18 protein-coding genes are annotated in these 16,340 nt (G+C 45.6%); 9 read left to right on the top strand and 9 right to left on the bottom strand.

Features of this window, described 5'->3' with window-relative positions; translation table 11 throughout:
• Nucleotides 1-289: 289 nt before the first annotated feature.
• The 4 genes from CHA6605_RS27830 (at nt 290) to grxD (ending at nt 2,394) form a co-directional block, all read left to right on the top strand.
• Nucleotides 290-1,045, top strand: a complete 756-nt coding sequence (locus tag CHA6605_RS27830) for a hypothetical protein (RefSeq protein ID WP_015162690.1) — start codon at nt 290-292, stop codon at nt 1,043-1,045.
• A 154-nt stretch (nt 1,046-1,199) separates the two neighbouring features.
• Nucleotides 1,200-1,652, top strand: a complete 453-nt coding sequence (locus CHA6605_RS27835) for an NAD(P)H-quinone oxidoreductase subunit N (protein WP_015162691.1) — start codon at nt 1,200-1,202, stop codon at nt 1,650-1,652.
• 67 nt (nt 1,653-1,719) lie between these two features.
• Nucleotides 1,720-1,977 carry a BolA family protein gene (locus CHA6605_RS27840; RefSeq protein WP_015162692.1) on the top strand — a complete coding sequence of 86 codons (258 nt, stop codon included), beginning with the start codon at nt 1,720-1,722 and terminating at the stop codon, nt 1,975-1,977.
• Nucleotides 1,978-2,070: 93 nt separating this feature from the next.
• A complete protein-coding gene (gene grxD, locus CHA6605_RS27845; protein ID WP_015162693.1) occupies nt 2,071-2,394 on the top strand; it encodes a Grx4 family monothiol glutaredoxin in 324 nt (107 codons plus the stop codon).
• 211 nt (nt 2,395-2,605) lie between these two features.
• Here grxD and CHA6605_RS27850 read toward each other — a convergent pair whose 3' ends face one another.
• On the bottom strand, nt 2,606-2,854 hold the full coding sequence (locus CHA6605_RS27850) for a DUF6761 family protein (protein WP_015162694.1): 249 nt from the start codon (nt 2,852-2,854) through the stop codon (nt 2,606-2,608).
• Between the two features lie 547 nt (nt 2,855-3,401).
• On the opposite strand from CHA6605_RS27850, the gene CHA6605_RS27860 reads away from it, so the two are divergent.
• Together CHA6605_RS27860 and CHA6605_RS27865 are read left to right on the top strand one after the other, a co-directional pair.
• A complete protein-coding gene (locus tag CHA6605_RS27860) occupies nt 3,402-4,160 on the top strand; it encodes a response regulator transcription factor (protein ID WP_015162695.1) in 759 nt (252 codons plus the stop codon).
• An 84-nt stretch (nt 4,161-4,244) separates the two neighbouring features.
• The gene (locus CHA6605_RS27865) at nt 4,245-4,520 is read left to right on the top strand and encodes a hypothetical protein (RefSeq protein WP_015162696.1); all 276 of its coding nucleotides are present in this window, start codon (nt 4,245-4,247) and stop codon (nt 4,518-4,520) included.
• Nucleotides 4,521-4,951: 431 nt separating this feature from the next.
• On the opposite strand, the gene CHA6605_RS27870 is transcribed toward CHA6605_RS27865, so the two are convergent.
• Nucleotides 4,952-7,291, bottom strand: coding sequence for a RelA/SpoT family protein (locus CHA6605_RS27870; RefSeq protein ID WP_015162699.1), 2,340 nt, complete (start codon nt 7,289-7,291; stop codon nt 4,952-4,954).
• A 413-nt stretch (nt 7,292-7,704) separates the two neighbouring features.
• On the opposite strand from CHA6605_RS27870, the gene patD reads away from it, so the two are divergent.
• The gene (patD, locus tag CHA6605_RS32105; RefSeq protein WP_015162700.1) at nt 7,705-8,052 is read left to right on the top strand and encodes a heterocyst frequency control protein PatD; all 348 of its coding nucleotides are present in this window, start codon (nt 7,705-7,707) and stop codon (nt 8,050-8,052) included.
• A gap of 256 nt (nt 8,053-8,308) precedes the next feature.
• Entirely contained in the window at nt 8,309-8,818 is a 510-nt protein-coding gene (locus CHA6605_RS27880; RefSeq protein ID WP_232432147.1) for a TFIIB-type zinc ribbon-containing protein, read from the top strand.
• A gap of 79 nt (nt 8,819-8,897) precedes the next feature.
• Here the strand turns inward: CHA6605_RS27880 and CHA6605_RS27885 are convergent, their stop codons facing one another.
• From CHA6605_RS27885 to CHA6605_RS27900, 4 genes are all read right to left on the bottom strand, one after another.
• Nucleotides 8,898-9,212 (bottom strand): SH3 domain-containing protein, encoded by a 315-nt coding sequence (locus CHA6605_RS27885; protein ID WP_015162702.1) that lies wholly within the window; start codon nt 9,210-9,212, stop codon nt 8,898-8,900.
• A gap of 52 nt (nt 9,213-9,264) precedes the next feature.
• A complete protein-coding gene (locus CHA6605_RS32110; RefSeq protein ID WP_015162703.1) occupies nt 9,265-10,194 on the bottom strand; it encodes a hypothetical protein in 930 nt (309 codons plus the stop codon).
• 220 nt (nt 10,195-10,414) lie between these two features.
• Entirely contained in the window at nt 10,415-11,338 is a 924-nt protein-coding gene (locus CHA6605_RS27895) for an o-succinylbenzoate synthase (protein ID WP_015162704.1), read from the bottom strand.
• Between the two features lie 65 nt (nt 11,339-11,403).
• On the bottom strand, nt 11,404-12,564 hold the full coding sequence (locus CHA6605_RS27900) for a class I SAM-dependent methyltransferase (RefSeq protein ID WP_015162705.1): 1,161 nt from the start codon (nt 12,562-12,564) through the stop codon (nt 11,404-11,406).
• A 46-nt stretch (nt 12,565-12,610) separates the two neighbouring features.
• Here CHA6605_RS27900 and CHA6605_RS27905 point away from each other — a divergent pair, with 46 nt between their 5' ends.
• Nucleotides 12,611-13,531: a DMT family transporter gene (locus CHA6605_RS27905; protein WP_015162706.1), complete on the top strand. Its 921-nt coding sequence runs from the start codon at nt 12,611-12,613 to the stop codon at nt 13,529-13,531.
• Between the two features lie 145 nt (nt 13,532-13,676).
• On the opposite strand, the gene CHA6605_RS27910 is transcribed toward CHA6605_RS27905, so the two are convergent.
• The 3 genes from CHA6605_RS27910 to CHA6605_RS27920 form a co-directional block, all read right to left on the bottom strand.
• Entirely contained in the window at nt 13,677-13,967 is a 291-nt protein-coding gene (locus CHA6605_RS27910; protein WP_015162707.1) for a DUF5654 family protein, read from the bottom strand.
• 130 nt (nt 13,968-14,097) lie between these two features.
• Complete coding sequence (locus CHA6605_RS27915; RefSeq protein ID WP_015162708.1) at nt 14,098-15,087, bottom strand: LysR family transcriptional regulator; 990 nt, start codon at nt 15,085-15,087, stop codon at nt 14,098-14,100.
• Between the two features lie 288 nt (nt 15,088-15,375).
• Nucleotides 15,376-16,224 (bottom strand): alpha/beta fold hydrolase, encoded by an 849-nt coding sequence (locus CHA6605_RS27920; RefSeq protein WP_015162709.1) that lies wholly within the window; start codon nt 16,222-16,224, stop codon nt 15,376-15,378.
• Between the last annotated feature and the right edge of the window lie 116 nt (nt 16,225-16,340).

Below are 16,340 nucleotides of genomic sequence, written 5' to 3' on the forward strand. Positions count from 1 at the left end.
CGCGGACGCTTGCGTCCAAACTTCCTATCCACTATCCACTATCTACTACCCATTACCCCATCCCCCGTATCGATCGGATCGGCCAAATTGACCATGCGACTCGATGGGATTTTCAGTTAGAATTTAGATATTAATCTGGTTGGATCTGCAATCGTGACGGCGTAAAGTCCGATCGGTATTAGTCAGTATTCTTCTAAAAGAACGCACTAAATTAAATTTTAATAATTACGGGGATTCGTTTGTGTTCGTTAATTCGAGGCAGACATAATTAATTAAAGACACAAGTAATATGTTATTATCTACTGATATTCCTCCGCAAGTAATAAAAAGAGAATCTCTAGCCCAATACCTAGCCAAAGTGTCAATCGAACGTCGGAAATTAGCCAAACTAGAAGTAGATTTTATCCCTCAAATTAGGGACAAGTGGGATAAAATCTTGGTCGATCGGACGACCGATCGCGAGCGGGCGGAAAAGGCGATCGATGCTTGCTATTTATATGCTGGCTTGAATAGATCGCGCATTCTCTGGACGGAAAATCCGTTGACTGCCTTAACATTTTTGATGAATCGTCCGGATTTAGTCGATGTCAGCAGCCGCATCTTGCATCAAATCTGCGATACCTGCGATCGCGAAATAAATGGTCAAATTCAGCCCGCCTTTATCGATGTCGTCAAGGCTTATGCCAATCCACGCGCGTTAGTGCTCGATGAAGCGCAAAATATGGCTTTCGATCTCTTGGGCGATTTTTTAAATCAAGTTTCGATTTCGGAACTCCAAAAGAGTTATCCCCTGCTCGATACCTTATCGCTTCCCAGCGCGCTGCAAGATTATCGGATTGCCTACTTGAGCTATTTTGATTATTTTCACCAGATTGGTATCGAAATCCCCCAGATTCAATTACTCGTAGATTTAGCTCAGTCCTGTGGGTGTTGCTGGGCGTTTGAAAATATTACGATCGTTACTCCCAAAGCATCGGCGGTCGAATTTAACGGTCGCGGTGAATTAATCGCTCTGGTGTACGATGGCATCAACATTCTCAAGTAAATTTGGGGCGAGGCTCTCAACCCGTGGCATAATTAGAGGAAGAATAAGCGACTAAAGCGTCGCGCCGTTGAAGATCGAGTTGTCAAAAGATTTATAAATGACAATTTGCGATCGTCACTAACCGAAACTAATTGTTAATAAGGATACCGAGACTGTGCCCCTAATTACTACTGGTAAGCCATTTATCCGCGATCTAGAACAAGCTGGATCGTTAGGTGTATACGTCCCGTTAGAAGGCGGTTATGAGGGTCGCTATCAACGGCGACTCCGCGCCACTGGCTACGAAAGTATGCGCCTATCCGCCAGAGGTTTAGGCGATATCAGTGCCTACCTCACTGGAGTGCATGGCGTGCGTCCGGCGCACTTGGGCAAAAAGGAAATCCGCACGTATTATATTCCACCGATGCTCGATACTTTCCTCAACAATCTACTGCCGACATCTAAGGGGTTGGTGTTGTGGCTGATCGACGGACAGGTGCTCTCCAAACAAGAATTAGCTTATCTCACCCAATTACCCACGATCGATCCGCGCGTCAAAGTCGTTATCGAATTAGGTGGCGATCGTCAATTTAGCTGGAAGAAGCTTACGGATATCGCTAATGCATAGGCTGGATTAGTTCTCGACACTCCAGTTATAATTGGTAGATCCGAAAGTAACTAGACTAATTTTTAGCATGAGCGCGATTACTCCCAGTCAAGTTAAAGCCTCGATCGAAGCAGGACTCCCCGGCTCGACCGTTCAGATTACCGATTTGACAGGCGGCGGCGATCACTATCAAGCAGTAGTAGTTTCAGACCAGTTTGAAGGCAAGTCCTTAATCCAACAACACCAGTTGGTGTACGGTACCGTGAAAGAAGCGATGGCTAGTGGCGCAATTCACGCCCTCGCTCTTAAAACTTATACCCCCGCAACATGGCAAGCCGAAAAATAGGCAACGCAGCCATCGCTTGCCGTGCATCTACTACTGTACCTGGCCATTTGCCGCTCGCAGTTAATTTTTATTCTCTATATTCTCGAACTTATTATGACTACTCCAGCATCAGAAAAAATCGGTCAATTAATTGCAGATAACAAGATTATGGTATTCATGAAGGGCACCAAATTGATGCCCCAATGTGGATTTTCCAATCAAGTCGTGCAAATTTTAAATATTCTCGGCGTCCCTTACGAGACTGTCGATGTTTTAGCCGACCAAGATATTCGCCAAGGAGTGAAGGAATATTCTAATTGGCCGACAATTCCGCAAGTGTATATCGATGGTGAATTCATCGGTGGTTCGGATGTAATGACCGAACTCTATCAAAAGGGCGAACTTCAACAAATGGTTGAAGTTGCATTAGCTAGCTAAATTGATGTCAGTCGCTCCAAATTGGAGTGGCTATATAGTTTAGTAAAGGGGGAGGGGAAATCGTCAGTTTCCCCTCCCCCTTCATTAAGCCCATTAAGCCGTTCGGGTTTTTACAGATTCAGCAACGTTGATAATTAATTTGAGGAATATTAAGCTTGCGGATTGATAATGTATCGATCGGGAGAGATCGGATTACACTACAATTTGATGATTAATAATAGTCGGGTTCTCGCTGAAGTTCGACTCGTTCAAAATTCGAGGGATCGTAAACATAGCGCATTACTTCCTCCTCAAGTCGATTGATTTGATATGCTTCTAGCGCATTCGTACTCCTTAATGCAGCTAAATAGCCATCGAGATACAAACGCAAGTCATCGGAGCGGTATCCTCGATGCCACATTTCAACTAAGGCGTCTGTAATCTTTTGGTAATGCCCGATCGTTTCTATAGTTTGTAGCATAGCTAAATCCCTCAATTTACTAAATAGGGTATCTCAAAATTGTTTAATTGGGCATATCTTCACTCTACTCTAAATATTTAATAATTTGAGGTGTGGAAAATACACGTTTGCGTAGGATCTTGAATTCAGTATGTGTTGCGGCTAGATTGCTATAAATTAAGTTTGCTCGGGGCGGGGTAGATTTATGTCTGTATGATATCTATATACTTCGCAACTAAATGCGATCGATCCGGAAAGGTTGTGCTAATTATCGACATCGATTCGCGCATCGGCTGGTGTGCTAATGCGGGGATCGGCCTGTAAATAACAACTTTAACCTAATAGGTAAATTATAGACGGCTAGCTTATGCATTTGTGTTCCACCTTCAGAAAAGAGTGCAAAAAAACGTAATTTTTGAAGAAATGACGGCGATATCTGCCCATAATCGCATCTTCTGCTATGGGCGATCGAGCGAAAGTTACTCGCGATCGGAGATAAGATGACAAGTAGTTGTAAAGTAAGTTCGATCTGTAATATCGATTCAGACTCAGCAAATGTATCCCGAACATGAGCGTACAGATTCACATTATTGAAGCCAATCACAACTTGCGATCGCTTTTGGCTTGGCATCTTCAACAAGCTGGTTATCAGGTACACCAATCCGCGACACTAGCGCAGGCATATCAACACTGCGCGCGCGAACTACCGACGCTGGCAATTTTAGCTTCTGATTTACCCGATGGTGAGGGGATCGAATTTTGTCAGTGGTTGTACCCTCAAGGTAACTCGCTGATTTTGATGCTATCAGCGCGAATTCGCGAAATCGATCTCGTCAGCGCGCTCCATGCTGGAGTAGACGACTATCTCAAAAAACCGTTTGGAATGCCAGAATTTTTGGCACGAGTGGCAGCTTTGCTGCGGCGCAGCCGGATTGCCAACACGATTCCGACAGATCTGACGTATGGCAATTTACGCATCGATTTGGTACGCCGTTGCATTTATCTGAGAAATTCGACTTTGACAGATCTCGACGCCACTAACACAGCTACAACCAGCACCAATTCCAGCAAACCATCAGGTTCGAGCCGCCAGGAGTCGTTAGAAACTAGAATCGATCTCAGCCCCCAAGAATTTAGTTTACTTTATGTCTTAGCACAGGCCAACGGACGACCAGTGCATCGGCATGAATTGCTCAAACGCGCCTGGGACATCGATATCGACAACCCCCGCACGGTCGATAGTCACGTCCTCACCCTCCGCAAAAAGCTCGGACATCCCGATCCCATCCAGACTGTCCGCAAAATTGGCTATCGGCTGAATTATTAAAATAGCGACAAAAATGTTAAGATATCTACATAATCAGTTAAGACTGAGGGACAATATGCCTAACTGGATAATTGGGTAGTAAACATGATTAACCGTCAAGCCGTCTTAGAATACCTCACCAAGCATCCCAACCATTCAACTTGGCAGATGCGATTACATTTTTTGCAAGCTAGTCGTCAGCGCGATTGTCAGTCGCAAATTTCCATCGGCTCGATTGCCAATCAGCTTAACTATATTCTCCGCGATCTCGAAGCGATCGGCACCATTGCCCCACGCCCAGACTCTTCACCTTTAGCGCAAGATATGTTGCCGAGGGAATCTCATTCAGAGCGTTATCCAGAGCTAAATGTTGGCGATTAGCAGATCTTTAAATCTCACACTAAGAGACCTCGATCGAGTTGCCAGTTATGGCAAAGATCGAGATATTGAAGACTAATTGAAATTACTTTTTAGTAGTCCAAATATTACTAAACATCATTAACATCGCACCGATGCCGATCGCGATCGCTAGTCCGCCAGCCAGTGCATTTTGCATCGATTCATCAAAAACCATCTTGTTTTACTCCTTGAATAAATAACTGATATTGGTGGATTCTAGTAAGAAAAGTTAGGGGATTGGGGATTGGGTGTTGAGAAAGTTTGGCTGTATGTGGAGCCTGCTGTGCCCATCTATCGTCATTTGCCTTTTAAATTGGTATTAGATAGAAAAGCAAGGACTGAGAGAATTGGGAAACTGGGAAATCGAGTTTCAATCCACAATCCGCAATCCGCAATCCCCAATCCCCAATCCATTAATTCTCCACTGACTGAGTGAGCCGTCGAATATTGAGCACGTCACTCATTTGCTTGATTTGAGCCAAACACCGATCGAGCTGTGCTTTATCGCTGACTTCGATCGATAGATCGATAATCGCAGGCTTGGCATAGTGAGTAATCACGTTGGCCGATCGCACGTTAATTTTATTATCGGTCAATCGGGATAAGATATCCTTAAGCACTCCCACTCGATCGAGTACTTCTAGCTGGACGCTGACGGGGTAAGTCCGCGCTTTTTCTTTGGTAACTTGAGTATTCCAGCTTACTGGGAGCAAGCGATTTCCGTCCATCTGTTCGACATTCACACAGCCTTGACGGTGGATCGAAATGCCGCTATTGCGGGTGACGATGCCGATAATCGGTTCGCCAGGAATCGGGCTACAACAACCAGCTAGGTGGTGCAATAATCCTTCGATACCGAGAATGGGGAAGTCGCTATTTGCGGGCGAGGTTTGCTTGGGTGCGGTAGTTGGGGGCAACTCTTGGGTGGGAGCTTCCCGATCTTTAACCATTTCGCGGAGGCGATTGACTACCGTCTTTTGGGTGATTTCGCCATAGCCCAATCCGGCGAGTAAATCCTCGACAGTGACGTAGTTACAGCGTTGGGCGACTGCCAACATCGGTTCGGATTTTAACAGGGCTTCTAGGCCATTTTTGCCCAATTCGCGCTCTAATAATTCTCGCCCTCTAGCGACATTTTCATCGCGATGCGATCGCTTATACCACTGGGTAATCCGGTTGCGCGCGCCGGGACTGACGACAAAATTCAGCCAGTCGAGACTCGGACGGCTATTTTCGCGCGTAATGATTTCGACGATATCGCCATTGCTAAGCGTCCGCGATAAGGGGACGATGCGATCGTTAACTTTGGCTCCCGCACAGTGATTGCCGACTTCGGTATGTATCCGATAGGCATAATCTACGGGTGTCGAACCTTGGCGGAGCGAGACAACTTCGCCTTTAGGGGTAAAGACATAAACATCGCGTTCGAGTAAATGATCTTTGAGATGATCGTCAAATTCGATCGCATCTTTAACGTCATTTTGCCACTCTAATAGCTGGCGCAACCAGGCAAATTTTTCATCTACTTCCGTCCGGCGATTGGTTGTGGCTTTACCTGTTTCTGATGTTTCTGGTCCCGATTTATCGGCTTTGGCTGCTTCTTTATATTTCCAATGTGCGGCAATACCATATTCGGCGACGTGGTGCATTTCTAATGTCCGAATCTGGACTTCTAGAGGCGTACCAGTAAAGCCGACGACGGTAGTATGTAAGGATTGATAGCGGTTGTTTTTGGGCAAGCCGATATAATCTTTGAATCTGCCAGGAATTGGTTTAAAAGCATCGTGAATTTCGGCGAGGGCGAGATAACATTCGTGATTTGATTCGACAATGATTCTAATTGCTGTCAAATCGTAAATCTCGCTAAATTCTTTCTTTTGATAGCGCATCTTTTGATAGATGCTATAAAGATGTTTCGGTCTACCGCTGATATCTACATAGTTAATCTTAGCTCGATCGAGTCGATGGCGGATCATCTCAGTAACGTTCGCAATTCGCGATTCTCTGGCGGTGCGTTTTTCGGCAACGAGATCTTGAATCCGGCGATAATCTTCAGCTTCGATATATTTAAATGAGAGATCTTCTAATTCCCACTTAATTCGCCCCAAGCCCAACCTGTCAGCTAAAGGTGCGAAAATATCGCGAGTTTCTTGAGAGATTGCTTGCTGTCGTTCGGTGCGTAAATGGTCGAGGGTACGCATGTTATGCAGTCTGTCGGCTAACTTGACCACAATTACGCGAATATCTTGCGCCATAGCGATAAACATGCGTCGAAAATTTTCGGCTTGTTGCTCTTTCTTGCTCGAAAATTCAAATTTAGAAAGTTTAGTGACACCTTCAACTAAGTGTGCTGTTTCTTTACCGAATTTTGCCTCAATTTGGTCGATCGTAATCGGTGTATCTTCGACCACATCGTGCAAAAATCCCGCTGCAATCATCGGCGCGCCACCACCTAAATCGCGCAGCAATCCCGCGACTGCAATCGGGTGACAAATATATGGTTCGCCCGATTTGCGTTTTTGATCGCCATGTAATTCGTATGCGAATTCAAAGGCATTTTTAATCAATTTACGTTCGCGTAGCGTCTCTGGCAGAGAATCGAGATCTATCGGTGCATCAGTATTGTCTTCTCCAGCCAAACACTGTTGCAACCAATCGGGAATCTCACAATCGTAAACGACCTCATTATCGGGATCGTTGACAAGTGTCACAGGATCGATATTGTCAGTAGAAATAGAAACAGGAGTGGTCATAACTGAAGAGAATAGGATGTAAATAATTAGAACTAAACTTTAATCCAAACCATCTAAATCTCCCAGTGGGGAATGATGGCTCGATTATCGTTCCGGATCGACAAAGGCGAGGCTTTAACTACGGTAAGCGTCTGCCTGCGCAGAGAGGCTCCGCTAACAAGGTTGCAAAGAGTGGCTAAACAATAATTACGATGACACCAACTACGATGTTATCGATATAGTCGGACGACGGATGTCAAAATTGATGTGGCGAACTACCTTGCGCTGCTGGGAGATCGCCAATCGCGCTCAATTTACATGGCACTGAATGTAGTGCTAAATTAGCTACATCCGAGTGCCGAGAATGTAGCGTTCGAGAGAGAAAATGAAGTGTAAAATTATTTACATAATATTCTATTCTATCTAATTTAGTTATGTTGCCATCCGAACAGATTTTAATGTGGCAACAATTATTTACCCGCTTGAGCGACTTGCCCAGCGACTCAATACCCGAACTGAAAGTCAGTCTCAGACAGACGATCGATTTTTTTGAGTCAGAGATCCTCACTCAGGATCTAGATCTGCCCGAACCGCTGGCTGGTAAAATCCGATCGTATGCGACCGAAAGCTATCGGCTGCTGCGCTTACTACCAATGGATGTCATGTTTATGGCTGCCGCACGCAATCCCACCACTGTTCGACAACGCCGTCAAGCATATCAAGAAAAATTAACACTATCGCTCGAATATTGCCAAGCAGCGATCGCTAGTTTGCAATCGTAACTATTTTCGATCGTTTCACATCCGCACCTCGATCGCCAGAAGACTACACTAGAGATGTAGTCGTTGGCTGCCACTGCCAAAATTTCCGAGCAACGATCGATCGTCAGCCGATGTGCGCTTGCTGGAACTCAGAGCGGCGAGGGAACCTCTATCGCGCTAGCCGCGACTATCACCTTATAACTGCCAACTGATTTAAAAGATGTATTGCCCTAAATGTAGGTCTGAGCTAGTAAATGGAATTATCGGCGATCTGCTGTTGACAAAACATTGTCCCAAGTGTGAAGGAGAATGGATTTCCGGTCGGAACTATCAAGGCTGGAGATCGGAGCGTCCGGCAGTCGTTCCCAGCCGCGAGACTATAGCTCAGAATTATCATCTGCCATATACACCCAGTCCCTTAGATGCCAAAGCAGCCCCTTGCCCCGAATGCTCTACCATGATGGCTAGAGGCAAAATCGCGCTCAAACAACCATTTTATGTCGAACATTGTCTCACTTGTGGCGGGATTTGGTGCGATCGGGGAGAATGGGACGTACTCGAACAATTGCAACTCCATACCAATATTCCGCAGATTTTTTCGAGCGGGTGGCAAGCTCAAGCTCGCGCCAGTCATCTTAATGCGCTCGAACGTCAAGCCGTAATCGATAAGGTGGGGGTGGAAATGGCGCAGCGAGTGTTCGATCTGGCTGAGGTGCTCGTCCAACATCCCAATGGTGATTTTGCGGCTGCTTATTTAATGCGTAGATTCGATCGCGATCGAAGTTAATCGATCGTTGATAATTGATAAAACAGAGGGGGAGGGGTAATCGATCGATTACCCCTCCCCCTCTGTTTTATCAATTAAATTAACTACACAAAAAGTCACCTCTAACCCAACCGATCGCTCCAAAAAAGTTGACTTTTCTCCAGGTATAACCACCAGCAACTCTGGCATTACCAATTAACACTACCGATCGACCGGGTGGAATTCTGCCGATTACTCTAGATTGCTGACCAGCACGAGCGCGCAGATTGACCGGATCGCCATCGCGACTGCAACTATAGACGGTACTAACACCGCCATAATTTCCGGGGCCAGATTGCGCGAAGGCAGGTGCGAGTGAGATCGTGCTTGTTGCTACTGCCAAACAGATTGCCGTACTAAGAGATTGAAGTTTCATGATGATTTTTTTGGCGTGGTTAGTTATTTATTATCGATCTAATTCGCTCGATCTATCGAGTAATCTGCACCTCTAAAGAGCGCGGACGATATTTCAAAACGAAGTTTCTGACTTGGTGGTAGTCATACTTTTTTGTCATCCCGATACAACCCGATGTACCATCTTCTTTGTTGTCTCGATCGAAACTCGGGTCCCAGTGGATACCGAGAGCGGTTCTTCTCATACGCGGGTTGAATCCAGGCTTGGGAAAAATTGGCACCATCGTTCCGCCTACTTCTCGAATCGTGCCCTTGACGACTGTGGGTACGACAGAATACGATCCGTCGGGCAAGGGCGCATCTGTATCGCTTTGGTAGCGATTCCTGGCTTGAGTAAATCCTCTACCAGTGACAGCATCGAGTTGAAAGACATAATCCGATGTGCGATCGCGATAAGCAGTCAATTTGTAAATCGGATTGTTGAATCTATTCTGAGAATTGCTGGGATCTCGACTTAAAATCAGACAGGGAAAGGCTCGGCAAGAAGCTGATGCAGAAATCCGATTTTGAGATGGCGATTGCGGCTGTTGCTTGGTTAGGGCTAAAGCTTTACTCAACTGTTTGAATTGAGCGTTGCCATCGTTAACATCTAAATTGAGTCGAGTTGGGGTTAACGCAGCCGATTTGGATTTAGCGGTAGGATCTTTAGCAACCCGATTTTTGGCATTAAGCACGATCGAGTCGAGCGGATTTACATAAGGTTCTGACATTACTGACTCAGTAGGCGTCGTTCCCGCCTGTGGCGATTTAGAGACTCCAGCCGGAGACGAGCTTACCGCTGGATCTGGTTGCGCTGGCTGTGCCAATGTATTCGGCGACGAAACTGGGTGGGCGGTCGAGCTAATACTTTGAGCATTAGATGGAAAATTAGAATTGCAACTACAGATCGCGAGGGCGATTGCGCACCAGCCGAGCGTTCGCGCTGCAATTAGAACCTTATGCATATATTTCTACTGGAAATAGGCGATGAAATCGCTACCGACCATAGCTAGCGTTGTGAGTTAATCTACAACAGTCCTCAGTATTTTCCGAAAAATTTGCTGAGTTTGCCAAAAAAAGATCGCATCATCTACTGCTAGGATCGCTCGTAGCTATAATCCTTATTTCATAGCTTTGACAGAGCCAGCCGGATAGTTTCGATCGCGTTGCCAGATGTTTACGATTCTACATATCATCGTCAAACCAATCCTCTACTCCAAAACCCAGGCTGCGGGTAACTTTTAAGTCTGATGCCAATCGCAAAGCGGCTGCGGTACCGACTTTGGTTTCCATCACTGCCGAAAATACTACGTCGAGCTGATGCTGAGTAACAAATTTTGCCAGTCGCCACGGAAATCCAGCAATCCCCGGTTTGATGACATAGATCCCCCGCCAACCCCGTGCATAAGCAGCTTGAATCCGATCGAATGTTGCCACCGATTCATCGAGCGCGATTGGGGTATGATACTTAGCGGCTAACTCGATCGCGATCTCGATCTCTTCTGGTGCCAAAGGTTGCTCGATAAACTCGATTCGCGCTTCTGAGCTACAAATTTCCAACCATCGTTCGGCGGCTGTCTGAGTCAAGCCTCCATTGGCATCGAGCCGGAGTTTGGCATCTATCGGCACAGCCATCATCAATTGTCGCCAGATTGCCTCCTCTTGGGCGATCGGCAGTACCCCAATCTTCCATTTGAAGGTGGAGTACCCCCGCTGCACTAAAACGGGTAATTGGGCGATTGCGGCAGCTCCTGTTGGTAATAAGCCACTCAAATCGAACTTAGGTGCGAGCGTGCTAGTTGGCGGCAACTCTAAAGCCGTCAAAGCACTGCCAAACCCAAACTGACAGGCTGGTAAATCGTCGGGAATCAGATGAATTTTGTCCTTGGTAATATTGTCGCCAACTTGCTGGCACCACTCGATCGCTCGATCGATAGATTCTGAGCCAAACCACGGAATCGGCGCGATTTCACCCAGCTCGGCTCTGCTATTAGCATCTGTGAGTTGAATGATTATCCCTTCTCGAATTGCCCACGTACCATGACTGGTTGTCAATGGTTGTCGAAATGGGCGTCGATAGACTGAATAGGTAAATTGATAACCCTTCATTAGCTAATCATACTGTGTAATATTATACCACAAATTTATAATTTCAGCATTCCGCGATCGCCTATTTATACCATCGATAAACCCTGCAACGATATCTCCCGCTCCTGAGTATTCAATCCCTGACTTTGGATCGATACCCCAAACTTACCCAATCCCATCGGATCGATTAATTGATGGAGATTTTGACGACGGTGGAGTAGAGACTGAAGATCGCCACTACTAGTCGAAATTGCGGCGATTCTTTCCCCCAATCCTAATGCCATTAGCAACATCCCTTGCTGGGTAAATCCGACTGTACGCAAGCCTAATAACTCACCATAATTTTGCAGTGCGGTAAAATCTACATGTGCAGTGATATCTTGATTGCCGATATTAAGATATGGATCGTTATGATGGGCATGTTGGTAATAACATTGTAATGTCCCTTGCGAGCGCATCGGATTATAATAGCGATCGGCTGTATAACCATAGTCGATCGAGATAATATAGCCCCGCTGTATTTTTTTAAAAACCAGATCTAGCCATGCTAAGGCAGCTAAATTTACTTCAGTCCGGTATTTTTCGGGATATCGATCGCTAAGTAGGTTAATTCGGTTAAGTTGCCAATATTGCTCTAGTTTATCTGTCGATAGCTCGTCAATTTTCTCTGTAAGTACGAGATCTCGATCGCCAAGCGTGACATAAATCTCTTGCAATTTATCATCAATTTTTACGACTTGATGTACTGGCAAAGCATCGATCAGTTCGTTCGATAAAAAGCAACCATTAATCGATCGATCGGGTATTTCTGCCCAAGTACGCCAGCGCACGGGCAAATCTTGCAGCCTCGCTTGTTGTGCTACAATCATCGCTGGTGCGGTTTCAATGATGATGTAATCTATCGATCGAAAGAAGTCGGGGTATTCGCGCTGGGAGTATGCTAGAATTTGGGCGGCTAATAATCCTCGCCCAGCACCCATTTCGACTATACTAAATAGCTGCGGCTCTCCTAAAATTTGCCACATTTGGTATAACTGAATTGCGAGCATTTCGCCAAAATCATCAGCTAAATGGGGTGATGTCAAAAAATCTCCACTTTCGCTAATTCGCTCGGCATTGCTGGCATAATAACCATGCTGAGGATGATACAATACCAAATCCATATATTCAGCAAAAGTAATCTGTCGCTGTGGCGAACTCTCGATCCGATCGGCGATGACTCGCACTAATTCTAAATTATTATCCATACTTAAACTCACAACCGCTCTAAACTACTAATCATACCTAAAATTAATGGAACTGCATCGGACGACGGGTAACTGGCGATTGGGATTGGGATTATCGCTAGTTACGGTAATTTTATGGGGATTAGTACCAGTTGCGATCGCAATTGTCTTGAAAAAGTTAGATGTATATACGATTAATTGGTTTCGATTCGCGACGGCATTTATTTTGCTCGGTTTTTACTTATTCAGACAAGAAAATATCCCTAAATTTTCACAATTAAGATCGGTACCGATTTATCTATTTGCGATCGCAATTTTAGGTCTGATGGGTAACTATATCTTCTTTGTAATGGGTTTAAAAGCAACTTCTCCTTCACACGCAGAAGTAGTAATTCAGTTGGCTGGTGTATTTTTGAGCTTAGGCGGATTGATTATTTTTAAGGAACGTTACACGCGCTATCAATGGCTGGGTGTCGGCATTCTTTTGGCAGGATTTATCGGCTTCTTTTCCGAACAATTAAAAGTTTTAGCAGCAGATAGCGATCGATACATTAACGGTAGCATCATGTTAGTCATTGCCGGAATTACTTGGGCGATCTACGCACTGATTCAAAAGCAATTATTAACTAAATTAGAATCTGCTCACATTATGTGGGTAATTTATGGTGTGTGCGGCTTATTATTTTGGACTGTAGCCAAACCCCAAACCTTACTCGATCTTAACTCGATCGAGTGGATGGCACTGATTTTTTGCGGGCTGAATACTGTCATCGCCTATGGAGCTTTTGCCGAATCGCTGCAACATTGGGAAGCTTCTAGAGTCAGTGCGATTCTTGCTCTAGCACCGATTTTCACGATCGTATCTATGAGTCTAACTGCTTGGCTATCACCAGGATTAGTCACTCCCGAACATATTACTGCACTCGGTTTTCTCGGCGCAATTCTCGTCGTCGTTGGCTCGATGTCGATCTCATTAGGCAAAAGTTAGCAGTACACCTCCAAAGAGCTTTGAACTAAGTAGATAGATACAAATATCGATCGAATAGATAATACCTGAAACCTAAATGGTGGGAGATGCCCACCCTACTTGCTATTCACTATCCACTATCCACTATCGACTATCCACGATTCATCTACCCATCTACTTCACGATTGATGATGGCTTCTCCACCGATTTTGGCAGCAATCCAACTGAGGGTACCTACCACCGTAATCGCCAGGATGGTTGCTACTGCGGCATAAGTATAGAGTGCTGGGAGCGAGTCCCCTTCTGGGAGCAACTTTTTGAAAGTAGCTTTGATGGCATCATTCCAGGCTAATGCAGATACAAACCCCAACGATGCAGAAGCTAACGTAATCATGGTTTGCAACAGAGAGCGGATTGTCAGCAATGACTTCATCCGTAAATCGGTACGTCTAACCATTGTAGTGAAAAGAAACTGTAGCTCTCTATTTTAGCCGATCGCGCTACCAATTATTTCATCAAACATCTAGTGTTTCATTTCCGCTCTGTTCGTCCCCACTGCTTACTATCCCCAATTCACGATCGACTAACTAACTATCCTCTTCAATATCAATTTCTGGTTTAACTCGCTTAGAAAAAAGCTTCCCGGCATCCCATGCATAAGTAGTGAAATTAGGTAAGATTTCTTGAGCGAAAGCTTCAGCCGCTTTAGAGCGATACCGATTGGGATTGACAATGACAGAGAGCATTCGATCGATCGCTACACCATCGATCGAGATCCGATGTAGCGTACCATTTTCGACCTCGCGTTCGATCGCCGAAGACGAGACAAAAGCCGCGCCCAAGCCTGCTTGAACGGCATTTTTAATGGCTTCGATCGAATTGAGTTCCATCTCGATTTTCAGCCGATTGGGATCGATACCGCATTTAGTGAGTACTCGATCGATCGCTTTCCTAATTGTCGATTGCGAATCTAAGGAAATAAAGTGCAGTTTGTAGAGATCTTCTTTCGGAATACTCTTCATCCCTACAAAATTATGATTGGTAGGTAAAATTAGGGCAAATTCATCTTCAGCATAGGGCAAAATATCTAGCGATTCTTGTAACTCTGCGGGAATCTCGCCGCCGATAATAGCTAAATCTACTTGTCCGTTGGCGACGCTCCAAGCCGTGCGCCGCGTCGAATGAACGTGCAATTGCACTGATACATCGGGATATTTTTGCCGAAACACCCCAATCATCCGGGGTAATAAATACGTCCCCGTAGTCTGAGATGCGCCCACGATCAGCGTACCACCTTGGAGATTTTGGAGATCCTCGATCGCCCGACAGGTTTCTTGACATAGGGTGATAATTTTTTCGCCATAACTGAGCAATAAATGTCCGGCTTCAGTCAGTTGCGCTCGTCTCCCACCACGATCGAATAACGGGACATCTAATTGACGCTCGAGATTCTGTACCTGTAAACTGACCGCAGGTTGAGACACATACAAACTGTCCGCAGCGCGTTTGAAACTTCCCTCCGCAGCAATTGCCTTGAGAATCCGTAACTGATCCAGGGTGAAAGGCAGGTCAGACATAGCATTGAGCTTTTAGAATTAGTAGCGATGGACTATCGACTCACATTGACCTTACCATATACTGCTGGTACTTAGCTCTTGGCCTCTTAATAATTGATGTAAGATTTTCTACCTTTGTGTAGGGGATAGGCTTTAGGTTTTAGGCTTTAGGCTTTAGGCTTTAGCGCACAAGATAGCAACGTAGTAGGGTGGGAAGTGCCCACCATCTATATTTAACCCGATCGATGTTCGATCGCCACTGCGCTCGTTTCATACCTCATCCCAAGCCCCTCTCTTATCACTAAAGCCCTAGTCTTGACGGCGCAAAAATTGAATTACTGGTGCTTTAATCTCCGCATACCAATGTTCTTGAGGATAATGTGCTGCGGTGGGAAGTGTGACTAATTCTCCTCGTTTCAAAGATTTAGCACAAGCTTGTGCCGATGCGAGAGTGAGCCAAGGATCTTCGACACCCCAGACGATCTGAATCGGGAGATCGAGGTTGGGAAGTCCTGTCGAGATCTCTGTCATCACTTCCTTGAGTCGGAGATTGCGAATCGTTGCTAGCAACGATCGACCGGGAGCGGAGCTTTTAAGATATGGTTTGCGGTAAGCTTCGAGATACTTGTCTTCGATGACGTGTTTGCAGCCAGCTTCTAATGTCCGCTCGACAGAGAGCGGATCTTGAGTAAGCATTTCCCCTGCCACAGGTAGCCCCAACTGCTGTAACTGCCAAGGTAATTTAAGCCCTGTCGTCAATGGTGTATTGAGAATGACTAACTTGTCTACTCGATCGGGATTGCGGAGCGCGTATTGGATGCCTACGGTACCTAAAAAGCCCTGCACGACTAGGGAAACTCGATCGAGATTCAAACTATCCACTAGCTCGGTAAAAGCGGTCGTAAAGGCATCTGGAGTATAGGCAAAATCTCGTTTTTCGGGCTTGCTCGAATTACCAAAACCGATCCAATCTGGCGCGATCGATCGAATCCCATTTTCGGCTAAAGGGGGCATCAATCCCGTCCAACTTAAGCTTTGCGAAGGCAAGCCGTGCAACAAGATCGCCGTCTGCGGATTTTCCCAGCCAGTTGGGGAGAGTTCGCCATAAAACCATTCTAGCGAACCAACTTTAATCGAATTTTTAGTAATTTTAGCCACGAGTCAGATTTTAAAACTAAGCCATTCTCAGTCTAGACCGCGATCGCGATCGTGGCGCGTCTGTTTTCGAGACTGTGTAGCCTCTTTACAAGGAGAAACTGACTTTCGCAAGTAGT

It is taken from the genome of Chamaesiphon minutus PCC 6605, assembly GCF_000317145.1.
GTDB classification, from domain to species: domain Bacteria; phylum Cyanobacteriota; class Cyanobacteriia; order Cyanobacteriales; family Chamaesiphonaceae; genus Chamaesiphon; species Chamaesiphon minutus.

What these genes read in the sequence shown, in the direction of transcription:
- grxD (WP_015162693.1), top strand. Translation starts at nt 2,071, where the DNA reads ATGACTACTCCAGCATCAGAAAAAATCGGTCAATTAATTGCAGATAAC.
- CHA6605_RS27870 (WP_015162699.1), bottom strand. Translation starts at nt 7,291, where the DNA reads ATGACCACTCCTGTTTCTATTTCTACTGACAATATCGATCCTGTGACA.
- patD (WP_015162700.1), top strand. Translation starts at nt 7,705, where the DNA reads ATGTTGCCATCCGAACAGATTTTAATGTGGCAACAATTATTTACCCGC.
- CHA6605_RS27865 (WP_015162696.1), top strand. Translation starts at nt 4,245, where the DNA reads ATGATTAACCGTCAAGCCGTCTTAGAATACCTCACCAAGCATCCCAAC.
- CHA6605_RS27885 (WP_015162702.1), bottom strand. Translation starts at nt 9,212, where the DNA reads ATGAAACTTCAATCTCTTAGTACGGCAATCTGTTTGGCAGTAGCAACA.
- CHA6605_RS27860 (WP_015162695.1), top strand. Translation starts at nt 3,402, where the DNA reads ATGAGCGTACAGATTCACATTATTGAAGCCAATCACAACTTGCGATCG.
- CHA6605_RS32110 (WP_015162703.1), bottom strand. Translation starts at nt 10,194, where the DNA reads ATGCATAAGGTTCTAATTGCAGCGCGAACGCTCGGCTGGTGCGCAATC.
- CHA6605_RS27905 (WP_015162706.1), top strand. Translation starts at nt 12,611, where the DNA reads ATGGAACTGCATCGGACGACGGGTAACTGGCGATTGGGATTGGGATTA.
- CHA6605_RS27900 (WP_015162705.1), bottom strand. Translation starts at nt 12,564, where the DNA reads ATGGATAATAATTTAGAATTAGTGCGAGTCATCGCCGATCGGATCGAG.
- CHA6605_RS27840 (WP_015162692.1), top strand. Translation starts at nt 1,720, where the DNA reads ATGAGCGCGATTACTCCCAGTCAAGTTAAAGCCTCGATCGAAGCAGGA.
- CHA6605_RS27910 (WP_015162707.1), bottom strand. Translation starts at nt 13,967, where the DNA reads ATGGTTAGACGTACCGATTTACGGATGAAGTCATTGCTGACAATCCGC.
- CHA6605_RS27895 (WP_015162704.1), bottom strand. Translation starts at nt 11,338, where the DNA reads ATGAAGGGTTATCAATTTACCTATTCAGTCTATCGACGCCCATTTCGA.
- CHA6605_RS27915 (WP_015162708.1), bottom strand. Translation starts at nt 15,087, where the DNA reads ATGTCTGACCTGCCTTTCACCCTGGATCAGTTACGGATTCTCAAGGCA.
- CHA6605_RS27850 (WP_015162694.1), bottom strand. Translation starts at nt 2,854, where the DNA reads ATGCTACAAACTATAGAAACGATCGGGCATTACCAAAAGATTACAGAC.
- CHA6605_RS27830 (WP_015162690.1), top strand. Translation starts at nt 290, where the DNA reads ATGTTATTATCTACTGATATTCCTCCGCAAGTAATAAAAAGAGAATCT.